Source organism: Borborobacter arsenicus (assembly GCF_003934165.1).
GTDB lineage: Bacteria > Pseudomonadota > Alphaproteobacteria > Rhizobiales > Rhizobiaceae > Pseudaminobacter > Pseudaminobacter arsenicus.
The window spans coordinates 50552-63197 of record NZ_RKST01000022.1 but is presented as its reverse complement, the minus strand read 5'-3'; the positions used below and the strand labels follow the sequence as shown (position 1 = coordinate 63197).

Here is a 12646-nt window from a genome sequence, read left to right as displayed (position 1 = left end):
ATCGATCCCATGAACCCAACTTTGGATTTCCGCGGCCGGATTATCACCTCGGCGACTGTCTTTGCGCTGGCGGTGGTGTTTCTGGTGCTGCCCTGCATTGCTCCAGCCCGTGCCGAGATGAAAATTCAGGAGGTGACCTCGTCGCAGGGCATCACCGCCTGGCTGGTTGAAGACTATTCCGTGCCGCTGATCGCCATTCGCTTTGCCTTTGACGGCGGCTCGTCACAGGACCCGAAAGGCAAGGAAGGGCTGGCCAACCTGATGACCGGCCTGTTCGATGAGGGGGCAGGCGAACTCGACAGCGAAGCGTTTCAATCGCAACTCGATGATGCCGGTGCAGAAATGCGGTTCAGCGCCGGTCGCGATACGATCTACGGTTCGATGCGGCTTCTGGCCGAGCAGAAGGACGACGCTTTCAACCTGCTCCGGTTGGCGATCACCGAGCCGCGTTTCGATCAGGCCCCGATCGACCGGATCAGGGCACAGATCGTATCCGGCATCATTTCCGGCTCGCGCGACCCGGAAGTCGAAGCGCAGTTCAAATGGGCCACTGCGCTCTATGGCGATCACCCTTATGCGCGGCGCAGCGAGGGAACTGAACAAAGCCTCGCGACCATTACCGCGGATGATCTTCATGCTTTCCACAAGGCTATGTTCGCCCGCGGAAAACTCAAGGTCGCAGTCGTCGGCGCCATCGATGCCGAGACTTTGAAGGGGGAGTTGGATAAGCTTTTCGGCGCACTTCCGGGGAAGCCGGAACTCACTCCGATAGCGGATGTTCGGCCGAAACTGGCGCAGACGGTGAGCGTCGAATACGAGCTGCCGCAAACGAGCCTTCAGCTTGCCTATCCAGGAGTCCGCCGTGACAGCCCGGAATTCTTTGGCGCCGTGGTGATGAACCATATTCTGGGTGGCGGCACCTTCACCTCGCGGCTGTTCGAGGAGGTGCGCGAGAAGCGCGGCCTGGCTTACGGAGTCAGTTCCTCGCTGGTCAATTATGACCATGCCAACGCTCTTGTGGTCAGCACCTCCACACGCTCCGACAAGGCGGCCGAAACCCTGGACCTCGTGCGCGAGGTTGTCCGCAAGATGGCGGATGAAGGGCCGACCGAGGCGGAACTGGCGGCCGCGAAGAAATATCTGACCGGCGCCTATGCGATCAACAATCTCAACTCCTCGGGCGCTATTGCCAGCACATTGGCGGAACTGCAATTGCAGCATCTTGGCATCGACTATATGGAGCGCCGCGGAGCGCTGATCGATGCGGTGACGCTGGAAGACACAAAGGAAGCGGCAAGAAAACTCTTGGCTGCCGAGCCCGCAGTGCTGGTCGTCGGCCCTGCCATGGCTGGAACGGACAAGGAGTGAGCCCGACATTCGCCATAGCCTTCGGCGGCGGCGGGGCTCGCGGCCTGGCGCATATTCATGTCATTGAGGCGCTGGATGAGCTCGGCATAAAGCCTGTTTCCATAGCAGGATCGTCGATCGGCGCGATCATGGGCGCAGGCATGGCGGCCGGCATGACCGGTCGGGAGATCCATCAATATGCCCGTTCCATCCTTGGACGCCCTTCGGAGGTGGCAAGCCGCATGTGGCATGCGCGGCCCGGCACCTTGTCCGAAGTGATGGCGACCGGCTTCCGCATCAGCCAGTTCAACATCGAACGCATTCTCAAGGCTTTCTTGCCGATTCAGGTGCCGGACGATTTCTCGGAGCTGAAAATCCCGCTTCAGGTCACGGCAACCGACTTCTTCGGCCATCAACTTGTGGTCTTCCGGAAAGGAGAGCTGCATTCGGCTCTCGCCGCCTCCGCCGCCATTCCGGCGGTGTTCGGTCCGGTCAAGCGTGAGGGAAGACTGCTCATCGATGGCGGCATCTACAATCCCGTGCCTTTCGACCTGATCGAAAGTGACGCTGACATCACCATAGCAATCGATGTGGTCGGCGCGCCGACCATGGCCGGACGCAGGAAGCCGGGTTCCCTCGATCTGGTTCTTGGCGCCAGCCAGTTGATGATGCAGTCGATCGTTGCCGGCAAACTACAGCAGAACCGGCCCGATATCTTCCTGCAGGCGCCGGTCTCGCAATTTCGGGCGCTGGACTTCCTCAAGATCGACGCGGTGATGGCCGAGACCGCGCCGCTGAAGGATGAGTTGAAGCGCGCGGTCGATAAGGCGCTGCAAAAAAGCCGCCGCAAGGCGTGAATTCAGTGCGCAAAGACCTGGTCGAGCGAGCGGAAGCCCTTGAATTCCAGCGCATTGCCGGAGGGGTCGCGAATGAAAAGCGTCGCCTGTTCGCCTGGTTCGCCGGCAAAGCGGATCATCGGCCGCTCCAGCCATTCGACATCGCCGCGGGCTTCAAGACGGTCGGCAAGTGTCTGCCAATCGTCCATTTGCAGCACCACGCCGAAATGCGGGATCGGCACCAGCTTGCCGCCGACCTTGCCGTCATTTTCGGCAGTGCCGGTTCCGGGGCGTAGATGCGCCGACATCTGATGACCGAACAGGTCGAAATCGACCCAGGTTTCGGAAGATCGTCCGATCGCGCAGCCAAGCGCATCACGATAAAAGGCACGCGTCTCTTCGAGGTCGCGGACAGGAAAGGCGAGGTGAAACGGCGTCATGCTTGCTGGTCCCGTTGCTTCTGGCGCATATGTGACTTTTGTATCCGTCCTGACCCATTGCACAAGGCAGGATCGAACAATAGATGGTTAAGCGTAAAGCCTGCGCATTCGAGCAGGCATAATGGAACGGTTTTCAGGACAATCCATATGAAGGACGAGGCGGCAAGAGACGCTCAAAAGCTGACCGATCGCGTCGCCGCGCTGGTGGAGGCTGCCAGAAAAGCAGGCGCCGATGCTGCCGATGCGGTGGCCGTGCGCGGGCGCTCGGCAAGCGTTTCTGTGCGGCTCGGCAAGGTCGAGGGCACTGAAGCCGCCGAGAGCGAGGATGTGTCCCTGAGGGTGTTCGTCGGCCAGCGCGTGGCCAGCATTTCGGCAACGGCCGCGTCCGATCCGACCGCCTTGGCCGAACGGGCAGTTTCCATGGCGAAAGTTTCGCCGGAGGACCCTTTCCAGGGGCTGGCTGACCCGGCGCTACTGGCAAAGAGCGTGCGCGATCTCGATCTTTACGACGCTACCGTGGTTTCGGCCGAACAATTGAAGGCCGATGCGCTTGCCATGGAAGAAGCGGCGCTCGCGGTTCCGGGCGTCACCAATTCCAGCGGCATTGGTGCAAGTGCCGGTCTCGGCGGCATGGTTCTGGCCACCTCGCATGGCTTTGTCGGGCACTATGTCGGCACGCGCTTTTCGCGCTCCGCAAGCGTCGTTGCCGGGGAAGGCACGGGCATGGAACGCGACTATGATTTCTCCTCGCGCCAGCATTTTGCCGATCTGGATGCGCCGGAAGCGATCGGCCGCAGTGCGGGTGAGCGCGCGGTGCGCCGCCTCAATGCGCGCAAGGCCAATACCGGTCAGGTTACGGTGGTGTTCGATCCACGCGTGGCTCGCGGCATAGCCAGCCATCTGGCTGGCGCCATCAACGGCGCTGCCGTGGCACGCAAGACCAGCTTCCTGCGCGATATGATGGGCAAGCAGGTGGCCGCAGCCAAGATCACCGTCATCGACGAGCCGCTGCGCGTGCGCGGCCCGGCCTCGCGGCCCTTCGATGGCGAAGGTGTTGAAGGCCAGAAACTGGTCATGGTCGAGAATGGCATTTTGAACCATTGGTTCCTGTCCAGTTCGGCGGCGAAGGAACTGGGATTGCAGACCAATGGCCGCGGCTCGCGCAGCGGCTCATCCGTGTCGCCAAGCTCTACCAATCTGTCGATCGAGCCGGGCGAGGCTTCTCCTGAAGCCCTTATCCGTTCATTGAAAAGCGGCTTTTATGTCACTGAAGTGTTTGGCCAGGGCGTCAATATGGTCACCGGCGAATATAGCCGGGGCGCATCCGGCTTCTGGATCGAAAACGGCGAGCTTGCCTATCCGGTTTCGGAGGTTACGATCGCCTCGAATCTGAAGGATATGTTCCTGAACATGGTGCCGGCCAACGACATTGACCGCAATTTCGGCACCGCCGCTCCGACATTGATGATCGAAGGGATGACGCTTGCCGGAAGCTGAGAGATCCGGCGCATCAGGCGCGGAAGACGATCTGCTGCTGTTGCTGGAGGCCGCGCGCGAGGCCGGTGAGATCGCCATGCGCTACTTCGGCAAGGCTCCTGAAGTCTGGATGAAGGCTGGACAGTCGCCGGTCAGCGAAGCCGATTATGCCGCCGACACATTCCTGCGCGAAACCCTCGGTGCCGCGCGCCCCGATTATGGCTGGCTGTCGGAGGAGACTGTCGATACCGGCGCGCGCATGACGGCACGCCGTACCTTTGTCGTCGATCCGATCGACGGCACGCGCGGCTTTCTTGAAGGCAACAGCGCTTGGTGCGTCAGCGTCGCCGTCGTCGAATCCGGCCGGACGATTGCCGGCGTTCTCGACTGCCCGGCGCGCGGCGAAATCTATTCTGCGCTGCCTGGGAAAGGTGCTCACAAGAACGGCGTGCCGATTGCCGTGCGCGAGGCAGGCGCGGATCTGGAGATCGGCGGCCCGCAGCGATTTGTCGATCTCTTGGCCGAGGAGTGGCGCCGGCGGACCCGGCGTATGCCCCATATTCCTTCGCTGGCCTATCGCCTGGCGATGATTGCCGAGGGCTCGATCGATGCGACCTTCGTCAAGCCGAACGCGCATGACTGGGATATTGCCGCGGCCGATCTTATCTTGTCCGAAGCAGGCGGGCAGCTTCTCGACTCCCATGGCGGCCGGCCGGCCTATGCCGGTGTTGTGCCAAGGCATGGGGTTCTTGTCGGCGGCAGCGGCGAGCTGCTGAGGGCGATGGCCGGAGCGATCGCGACGGCTGATTGCTGAGGCGCGTCGCGGCGGTTTAAAACCGCCTTGATTTCAATTAGACACATGGCAGTTTGCCAAAATGATTCAGGGACCGATATGGCCGCGAAGAACGGAAAAAAACAGCTTTTGCACCTGGTTTTCGGTGGCGAGTTGACGGAGCTCGGCTCTACCACCTTCCGCGATCTTGATGCGCTGGATATTGTGGGCATCTTCCCCGACTATGAATCCGCGCACAGGGCATGGAAGGCCAAGGCTCAGGCGAGCGTCGACAACGCGCATATGCGCTATTTCGTTGTTCATCTCCACAGGCTTCTCGATCCGGAAAACAAGACGACCGGTCCGGCCTGATGACCGAAGGACCCATGGTGCCGCGCGTCTTGGACGATGCGCACCGAAAACAACGCAGTACGGGCCATGTGAAGACTTTCTGGCGCAAGATACGCAAGCCCTTGGCGCAGTCGCGTTTCGCCAAGAACGCGATTGCCAGCCTGCTGGCACAGGTCCTGCGCTTCGTGCGGCTGACCAACCCGATGGTCGAAGGCTCCTCCAGCGTGGAGGCGGTGAATGCGGCATTGGCGCCGGCAATCATCGCGCTCTGGCACGGGCAGCATATTCTTGCGCCTTGCCTTTATCCGAAGGGGCAGGGGTTGACGGCAATGGTGTCGCGCAGCGCCGATGCCGAACTCAATGCATTGGTGCTGGAGCGGTTTGGCCTGGAGGCGGTACGTGGCTCGGGCGGGCGCGAAACCTCCCGCAATGCCGACAAAGGCGGCGCGCGTGCGCTGATCGCCTTGAAAAGGGCGCTCGATAGCGGCAAGAACGTTGCCATGATTGCGGATATTCCTCACGGTACGCCGCGGCAGGCGGGGCTGGGCATCATTACGTTGGCACGACTTTCGGGCCGGCCGCTGGTTGCCGCGGCCGTGGCGACAAGCCGCCGCAAGGTGCTGGAGAAGAGCTGGGACAAGACCACCATCAACCTGCCCTTCGGACGCAGTGCGATCATTCTCGGCGATCCGATCTATATTGCCGCCGACGCTGGCGAAGAAGAAATGGAACTCAAGCGCCAGGAATTGACGGCTGCGCTCAATGAGGTGACGAAAGAGGCATATCGTCTGGTGGACGGTGGATCGAAATGAGCGAACGCTGGGCGCGCGCCGTTTTATCGAGCTATCGCATGGCGGGCTCGCTCGCCTTTCCGGTGATCGGCGCCTATGTCGCCTGGCGCTCCAGCCGCGGCAAGGAGGATCATGCAAGGCGGCGAGAGCGCTATGGGCTTGCCGGCCGTCCGCGGCCCGATGGCCCGCTGATCTGGGTCCATGCGGCGAGCGTCGGCGAGACGATTGCCGTCGTGCCTCTGGTCGAGAGCATTCTAGGCTATGGCATGCATGTGATCGTTACGACCGGGACGGTCACATCGGCCAAGGTTGCCGAGGAGCGGCTTGGCGACCGAATAATCCATCAATATGTGCCGCTCGACCTGAAGCCGGCGGTGAGCCGCTTCCTCGATCACTGGCAGCCCGATCTGGCGATCATCGCGGAGTCGGAAATCTGGCCGATGACGATCCTCGAACTCGGCAGTCGCCGCGTGCCGCAGGTGCTGGTCAATGGCCGGCTGTCGGATCGCTCGTTCAAGTCGTGGCGCAAGCGGCCCTATCTGGCGGAGGCACTGTTCGAGAATCTCGCCCATGTCATCGCGCAGTCTGAACTGGACGGCGAACGGTTTGCCGCCCTTGGTGCACGTCCGGTCACCGTCTCGGGCAATTTGAAGGTCGATACCGGCCCGCCGCCGGCCGACCCGAAGGCGCTCGAGGCGCTTCGCATCCAGATCGGCAGGCGGCCGACCTGGGCGGCGGTTTCGACGCATGACGGCGAAGAGACCGTGGCGGCACAGGTCCATTCGATGCTGAGCGCCCGCCATCCCGGCCTGCTGACGATCATCGTTCCGCGTCATCCCGAACGCGCCGAAGCCCTGCTTGCCGAATTTTCCGCCCTCGGGCTCAATGTTGCGCGGCGCAGCGTCGGCGACAAGGTGACCGCGCAGACCGATATCCTGCTCGGCGACACCATCGGCGAAATGGGCCTTTATCTGCGGCTGACCGAGATCGCTTTTGTCGGCCGCTCTCTGACCTCCGATGGTGGCCAGAACCCGATCGAGCCGGCAATGCTGGAAACCGCCGTTCTGGCGGGGCGGAATGTCCAGAACTTCCGCGATTCCTACCAGCGCCTGATAGAAAATGGCGGTGCCAAGCTGGTGCGCGATCGCGACATGCTTGCTGGCGCGGTCAATTTCCTGATGGTCAATGATGCCGCGCGGCACCGCATGATGGCTGCCGGGATGAGGACGGTAACCGAAATGCGGGGGGCATTGGGCAAGACGTTGAAGGCCCTGGAACCCTTCATCCAGCCGCTGATCGTGAAATCCCGCCTTAACGGAACGAACGGGCGCTGACAGTGACGAGCGAAGCGCCTCCATTCTGGTGGGAGTCGCCCGATTGGCGCGCCTATGCGTTGTTGCCCTTTTCCATGCTGTACGGGCTGGTTGCCAGCAACCGAATGTCGCGAGCCAAGCGAGTACAGGTGGAATTGCCGGTGCTGTGCGTCGGCAATTTCACCGTCGGCGGCACCGGCAAGACGCCTGCTGCCATCGCCCTGGCAAGGCACGCAACAAGCATGGGCCTCAAACCGGGATTCCTGTCGCGTGGCCATGGCGGCAGCTTTTCGCATCCGCGCCTGGTGGATATGCAGCACGATAGCGCCGCGCATGTCGGCGACGAGCCGCTGCTTCTGGCTGCCCATGCGCCGGTTGCGGTGACGCCCAATCGTGCTGCCGGCGCGCGTCTTCTGCAGGATCACGGATGCGACTTCATCATCATGGATGATGGCTTCCAGAGCGCCCGCATCCATATCGACTATGCGCTGATCGTGGTCGATGCACGCTATGGCGTCGGCAATGGCCACGTCATACCGGGTGGACCCTTGCGTGCCCCGCTCATCGAGCAGCTTCGCTTTGCCGATGCCGTGTTGAAGGTCGGGGAAGGGGTGGCCGCCGACGAGATCGTGCGCAAGGCATCACGCGCCGGCAAGTCCGTCTTCGAGGCGCATGTCAGACCGCGCCAGGCCGAGGCCCTGACCGGCCGCCGCTTTCTGGCCTTTGCCGGCATAGGCCATCCCGAGAAATTCTTCGATACCGTCGATCGTGCGGGCGGCGAGGTCGTGATCAAGCGCCCCTTTGCCGACCACCATCCCTACCGGCCGGACGATCTTGAAGAACTTGCCATCGCAGCCGAGACGCAGGGGCTGGAACTGGTGACGACAGCCAAGGATGCCGCGCGAATGCGTGATGGCGAGAAAGCCAAGGGATTTCTTGAGCAGTTGCATGTCCTGGAGATCGACATGATCTTCGATCTCGACCGGGCGCCGGCGCGTATCATCGACGAGACGTTGGAGGCTTGGCGTCGCCGTCGGCTGGAAGTTAGTTGCTGAAGCCGGGGGTCGGGCTGCTACCGGTTCGAAGACCGCACCCGCAACTCGGGATTCATCTCGATCTCGCGAGCGAGCGAAACGGATGCGCTGATATAGGCTTCCTGGCGCGCCACGCTCCAATATTTCAGTTCGTCCAGCGGGATCGATTCCCCGGTGACGGCACAGCGCACGAATGCGCCAGGGCTGGTGACCTGGAAGTCCCCATCAAGATAGCGGATGCTGGCTTCCCTGGCGCCGGGACCCTCGAAGCGGTTCATCATCTCTGTTCCAAAGCAAGTTCGTTGAAATCTTCCGCCACAAATCGGCTGCAAGGTCAAGCGGCGGAAAGGCGAGGCGGCAGGCGTCAGCGCCGGCCGAACAGGCGTTCGATGTCGCTGAGCTTCAGTTCTATATAGGTCGGACGACCGTGATTGCAGGTGCCGGAGCCGGGGGTTGCTTCCATCTGGCGCAGCAGCGCGTTCATCTCTTCAGGCCGCAGGCGGCGTCCCGAGCGCACCGAGCCGTGGCAGGCCATGGTGGCGGCGATCTTGTCCAGCCGCTCCTTCAACGTATCCGCGGTGTCTGAGTCGGCGATCTCGTCGGCAAGGTCACGGATGAGTTGGCCGACATCGGTTTCGCCAAGCATCGAAGGCGTTTCCCGGACGGCCACCGCACCGGGGCCGAACCGTTCCAGGCCAAGGCCGAAACGGTGCAGCACATCCGCATGCGCGGCAAGGCGTGATGCGTCATCTTCGGATAGATCGACGATTTCGGGGATGAGCAGCATTTGTGCCGGCACCGGACGGGCATGCAGCGCCTGTTTCAGCGCTTCATAGACCAGCCGCTCATGCGCGGCGTGCTGGTCGACGATGATGAGTGAATCTTCTGTCTGCGCAACGATGTAGTTTTCATGGACCTGTGCGCGGGCAGCGCCCAACTGCGTTTGCAGAAGTTGCGCCGGGATCTCGACAGTGCCGGCCCGTGCATCCGCACTTACGAGCGGGCCGGTGTCGAAATTGGCTTGCGCCGCTTCCCCAAAACCACTCTCCAGCGGACGGTATGGCGAGTGGGTGGCATCGAAGCCGCCCGGCACCGATGCGCGAAATCCGGCATTGAAGGCGCGATGCCCATTTGCCGGTCCCGGGTGGCCATAAGGCGCCGGTCCGGTCCTGAAAGCATTCATCATGCCGGCAGCGCCGGTGGTGGCGGAGCGAAGGCCGGCTTTGGCCAGTGCCTCGCGGATCGCGCCAACGATCAGCCCGCGCACGAGGCCGGGGTCGCGGAAACGCACATCGGCCTTGGCCGGGTGGACATTGACATCGACATGCGCCGGATCGAGCGTCAGGAACAGCACTGTCACCGCATTGCGGTCACGCGGCAGCACGTCCGCATAGGCTCCTCGGATCGCCGCACCGATCAGCTTGTCGCGCACCGGGCGGCCATTGACATAGGCATATTGCTGCAGCGCGTTGGCCCGGGAATAGGACGGGACCGAGACATGGCCCGCCAGCCGCACGCCCTCCCTTACGGCGTCGATGGGGATCGAGTTCTCGGGAAATTCCGCGCCCATGACCTGGGCGATGCGCTGTAGGCGTCCGCCTGCCGCGTCGTCGACCTCGGGAAATTCCAGAGCTGTGCGGTCCGAACCTGACAGGCTGAAGCGGACGCCGGGAAAGGCAATGGCGATACGCTTGACGACATCGTTGATTGCGGTCGTTTCGGCGCGTTCGCCCTTCATGAATTTCAGCCGTGCGGGGGTAGCGAAGAAAAGATCGCGCACTTCCACCGATGTGCCGCGATTGGACGCCGCCGGGCGCGTTGCCGAGACAGTGCCGCCTTCGACACGGATTTCGACCGCGGCATCCGACGAAGCCATGCGCGAGCGGATCGTCAGGCGCGAGACCGAGCCGATCGAGGGCAGTGCCTCGCCACGGAAGCCGAGCGATCTGATGTCGTGGATGTCGGTTGAGAGCTTGGACGTGCAGTGGCGCGAGACCGCCAGTTCAAGCTCGTCTGCCGCAATGCCTGAGCCGTCGTCGCTGACGCGGATGAGGTTGAGCCCGCCGCCGGCGGTGACGATTTCCACTCGCCCAGCGCCTGCGTCGAGCGCATTTTCCACCAGTTCCTTGACCACGCTTGCCGGACGTTCGATGACCTCGCCGGCGGCGATCTGGTTGATCATCGTTTCTGATAATTGGTGGATGGCCATGCTGTGATCATACGCGGATTCGATTGCCGCGGGAAAGCCAATCCGCTTGGCGCAGCAAAACTCAGCCGCGTCCGCGATAGGGCGGAACGCCGGTGTCGGGCAACCATGCGCCTTCGGGCGGCGTGCCTGTCTGCCAGAAGACGTCGATGGGAATGCCGCCGCGCGGAAACCAGTAGCCGGCGATGCGCAGCCATAGCGGCTTCGTCGCCTCGACCACGCGCTTGCCGATCATGATCGTGCAGTCTTCATGGAAGGCGCCGTGATTGCGGAAGGAGGTCAAGAACAGCTTCAGCGACTTGGATTCAACCAGCGCTGCCTTCGGTGCGTAGTCGATGACGATATGTGCAAAGTCAGGTTGGCCGGTTACCGGGCAGAGCGAAGTGAACTCGGGGCAGGTGAAGCGCACGATGGCAGGCGGGCCGCCGGGGCGCGAATAAGGCACCGTCTCAAGCACCGCCGTTTCGGGTGAAGTGGGCGTTGCGACATGCGTGCCAAGCTGGGTGAGGCTGTCGGTTATGGTCATTGGTTTGCTCCTCGGCGGCGCCATGTATTCATGCATGATCAATGCGCCGTAACATGTTGTATCGACTTATGAACCCTTTCGGGTTATCGACGTCGATGTCGTCAGGATTGCATTAGCTGGTGCTTATAGGGGCATTTTGTGAGAACCAGAAGGAGCATCTTGTGCGAGCTCTTTCCTATCTGGCCAACAATGGGCAGGAAAAAGGCTTTTGCGCCGAGATGAAATCCACGCTAAGGTGATATTTCAAGCTTCAAGTAAATTCGGGAACTTAATGAATATGGAAAAAAAGGCGACCAGCGTCACCTCCTTTGTGTGGGACGATCCGTTCCTCCTCGAGGATCAACTGACCGAGGACGAGCGGATGATCCGCGACGCGGCGGCCGCCTTTGCCGCCGACAAGCTCGCGCCACGGATCGAAGAGGCCTATGCGGAGGAAAAGACCGATCCGGCAATTTTCCGTGAGATGGGCGAGGCTGGCCTGCTTGGCATTACGGTTCCAGAAGAATATGGCGGGCTTGGCGCCGGCTACGTCACCTATGGGCTGGTGGCGCGGGAAGTCGAGCGGGTCGATTCCGGCTATCGCTCGATGATGAGCGTGCAGTCCTCGCTGGTGATGTATCCGATCCATGCCTATGGTTCGGAAGAACAGCGCAAAAAATATCTGCCGAAGCTGGCCTCGGGTGAGTGGATCGGCTGTTTCGGCCTGACCGAGCCGGATGCCGGTTCCGATCCGGGCGGCATGAAGACCCGCGCCGAAAAAACGGCCGACGGCTGGCGCATCTCGGGCTCCAAGATGTGGATCTCCAATGCGCCGATCGCCGATGTGTTCGTCGTCTGGGCCAAGGTCAGGGGCGAGGACGGCAAGGATGTCATCCGCGGCTTCGTGCTGGACAAGGGCATGAAGGGCCTATCGGCGCCGAAGATCGAAGGCAAGCTGTCGCTGCGCGCCTCGATCACCGGCGAGATCGTCATGGACGGTGTCGAAGTCGGCGAAGACGCGTTGCTGCCGAATGTCTCGGGCCTCAAGGGCCCCTTCGGCTGTCTCAACCGCGCCCGCTACGGCATCTCCTGGGGCGTGATGGGGGCTGCGGAGGATTGCTGGCAGCGCGCCCGCCAATATGGCCTGGACCGCAAGCAGTTCGGCAAGCCGCTCGCCGGCACGCAGCTCTACCAGAAGAAGCTTGCCGACATGCAGACCGAGATCGCGCTTGGCCTTCAGGGCTCGCTGCGGGTCGGGCGGCTGATGGACGAGCACAAATTCGCGCCCGAAATGATAAGCCTCGTCAAGCGCAACAATTGCGGCAAGGCGCTCGATATCGCCCGCCAGGCACGCGACATGCATGGCGGCAATGGCATCCAGATCGGCTACCATGTCATGCGCCACGCTCAGAACCTGGAGACCGTCAACACCTATGAGGGCACGCATGACGTGCACGCGCTGATCCTTGGACGGGCGCAGACGGGTATCCAGGCGTTTTTCTGACGATAGTTTCATCTTCCCCCTCTGAAGTCTCGGAGGGGGAAGTGCACAGTCAGATTGCGGTGGATTTTCAG

Annotated in this window: 13 protein-coding genes; 9 read left to right on the top strand and 4 right to left on the bottom strand. The window is 62.0% G+C overall.

Going from position 1 to position 12646, the window contains the following annotated elements:
• The first annotated feature begins 9 nt into the window (after positions 1 to 9).
• A complete protein-coding gene (locus EET67_RS21165; RefSeq protein ID WP_128628208.1) occupies positions 10 to 1368 on the top strand; it encodes a M16 family metallopeptidase in 1359 nt (452 codons plus the stop codon).
• Complete coding sequence (locus tag EET67_RS21160; protein WP_128628207.1) at positions 1365 to 2204, top strand: patatin-like phospholipase family protein; 840 nt, start codon at positions 1365 to 1367, stop codon at positions 2202 to 2204. The genes EET67_RS21165 and EET67_RS21160 overlap by 4 nt, the downstream gene beginning before the upstream one ends.
• Before the next feature lie 2 nt (positions 2205 to 2206).
• Here the strand turns inward: EET67_RS21160 and EET67_RS21155 are convergent, their stop codons facing one another.
• Complete coding sequence (locus tag EET67_RS21155) at positions 2207 to 2623, bottom strand: VOC family protein (protein WP_128628206.1); 417 nt, start codon at positions 2621 to 2623, stop codon at positions 2207 to 2209.
• Positions 2624 to 2770: 147 nt separating this feature from the next.
• Here EET67_RS21155 and EET67_RS21150 point away from each other — a divergent pair, with 147 nt between their 5' ends.
• From EET67_RS21150 to lpxK, 6 genes are all read left to right on the top strand, one after another.
• Positions 2771 to 4120, top strand: a complete 1350-nt coding sequence (locus EET67_RS21150; RefSeq protein ID WP_128628205.1) for a TldD/PmbA family protein — start codon at positions 2771 to 2773, stop codon at positions 4118 to 4120.
• Complete coding sequence (locus EET67_RS21145; protein WP_128628204.1) at positions 4107 to 4913, top strand: 3'(2'),5'-bisphosphate nucleotidase CysQ; 807 nt, start codon at positions 4107 to 4109, stop codon at positions 4911 to 4913. The genes EET67_RS21150 and EET67_RS21145 overlap by 14 nt, the downstream gene beginning before the upstream one ends.
• Positions 4914 to 4991: 78 nt before the next feature.
• On the top strand, positions 4992 to 5243 hold the full coding sequence (locus EET67_RS21140) for a DUF4170 domain-containing protein (protein ID WP_128628203.1): 252 nt from the start codon (positions 4992 to 4994) through the stop codon (positions 5241 to 5243).
• Between the two features lie 14 nt (positions 5244 to 5257).
• Positions 5258 to 6034, top strand: a complete 777-nt coding sequence (locus EET67_RS21135) for a lysophospholipid acyltransferase family protein (RefSeq protein WP_245451108.1) — start codon at positions 5258 to 5260, stop codon at positions 6032 to 6034.
• Positions 6031 to 7347, top strand: a complete 1317-nt coding sequence (gene waaA / locus EET67_RS21130) for a lipid IV(A) 3-deoxy-D-manno-octulosonic acid transferase (RefSeq protein ID WP_128628201.1) — start codon at positions 6031 to 6033, stop codon at positions 7345 to 7347. The genes EET67_RS21135 and waaA overlap by 4 nt, the downstream gene beginning before the upstream one ends.
• Positions 7348 to 7349: 2 nt before the next feature.
• Positions 7350 to 8381, top strand: a complete 1032-nt coding sequence (lpxK, locus tag EET67_RS21125; protein ID WP_128628200.1) for a tetraacyldisaccharide 4'-kinase — start codon at positions 7350 to 7352, stop codon at positions 8379 to 8381.
• A gap of 17 nt (positions 8382 to 8398) precedes the next feature.
• On the opposite strand, the gene EET67_RS21120 is transcribed toward lpxK, so the two are convergent.
• The 3 genes from EET67_RS21120 to queF form a co-directional block, all read right to left on the bottom strand.
• A complete protein-coding gene (locus EET67_RS21120) occupies positions 8399 to 8641 on the bottom strand; it encodes a DUF2093 domain-containing protein (protein ID WP_128628199.1) in 243 nt (80 codons plus the stop codon).
• 83 nt (positions 8642 to 8724) lie between these two features.
• Positions 8725 to 10569 carry a DNA mismatch repair endonuclease MutL gene (gene mutL / locus EET67_RS21115; protein WP_128628198.1) on the bottom strand — a complete coding sequence of 615 codons (1845 nt, stop codon included), beginning with the start codon at positions 10567 to 10569 and terminating at the stop codon, positions 8725 to 8727.
• A gap of 61 nt (positions 10570 to 10630) precedes the next feature.
• Complete coding sequence (gene queF, locus EET67_RS21110; protein ID WP_128628197.1) at positions 10631 to 11092, bottom strand: preQ(1) synthase; 462 nt, start codon at positions 11090 to 11092, stop codon at positions 10631 to 10633.
• Positions 11093 to 11369: 277 nt separating this feature from the next.
• On the opposite strand from queF, the gene EET67_RS21105 reads away from it, so the two are divergent.
• On the top strand, positions 11370 to 12575 hold the full coding sequence (locus tag EET67_RS21105; RefSeq protein ID WP_128628231.1) for an acyl-CoA dehydrogenase: 1206 nt from the start codon (positions 11370 to 11372) through the stop codon (positions 12573 to 12575).
• Positions 12576 to 12646: the final 71 nt, after the last annotated feature.

Coding starts and splice junctions, on each gene's coding strand:
- EET67_RS21135 (WP_245451108.1), top strand. CDS start 5,258: ATGGTGCCGCGCGTCTTGGACGATGCGCACCGAAAACAACGCAGTACG.
- mutL (WP_128628198.1), bottom strand. CDS start 10,569: ATGGCCATCCACCAATTATCAGAAACGATGATCAACCAGATCGCCGCC.
- EET67_RS21105 (WP_128628231.1), top strand. CDS start 11,370: ATGGAAAAAAAGGCGACCAGCGTCACCTCCTTTGTGTGGGACGATCCG.
- queF (WP_128628197.1), bottom strand. CDS start 11,092: ATGACCATAACCGACAGCCTCACCCAGCTTGGCACGCATGTCGCAACG.
- EET67_RS21165 (WP_128628208.1), top strand. CDS start 10: ATGAACCCAACTTTGGATTTCCGCGGCCGGATTATCACCTCGGCGACT.
- EET67_RS21120 (WP_128628199.1), bottom strand. CDS start 8,641: ATGATGAACCGCTTCGAGGGTCCCGGCGCCAGGGAAGCCAGCATCCGC.
- waaA (WP_128628201.1), top strand. CDS start 6,031: ATGAGCGAACGCTGGGCGCGCGCCGTTTTATCGAGCTATCGCATGGCG.
- EET67_RS21155 (WP_128628206.1), bottom strand. CDS start 2,623: ATGACGCCGTTTCACCTCGCCTTTCCTGTCCGCGACCTCGAAGAGACG.
- EET67_RS21150 (WP_128628205.1), top strand. CDS start 2,771: ATGAAGGACGAGGCGGCAAGAGACGCTCAAAAGCTGACCGATCGCGTC.
- EET67_RS21140 (WP_128628203.1), top strand. CDS start 4,992: ATGGCCGCGAAGAACGGAAAAAAACAGCTTTTGCACCTGGTTTTCGGT.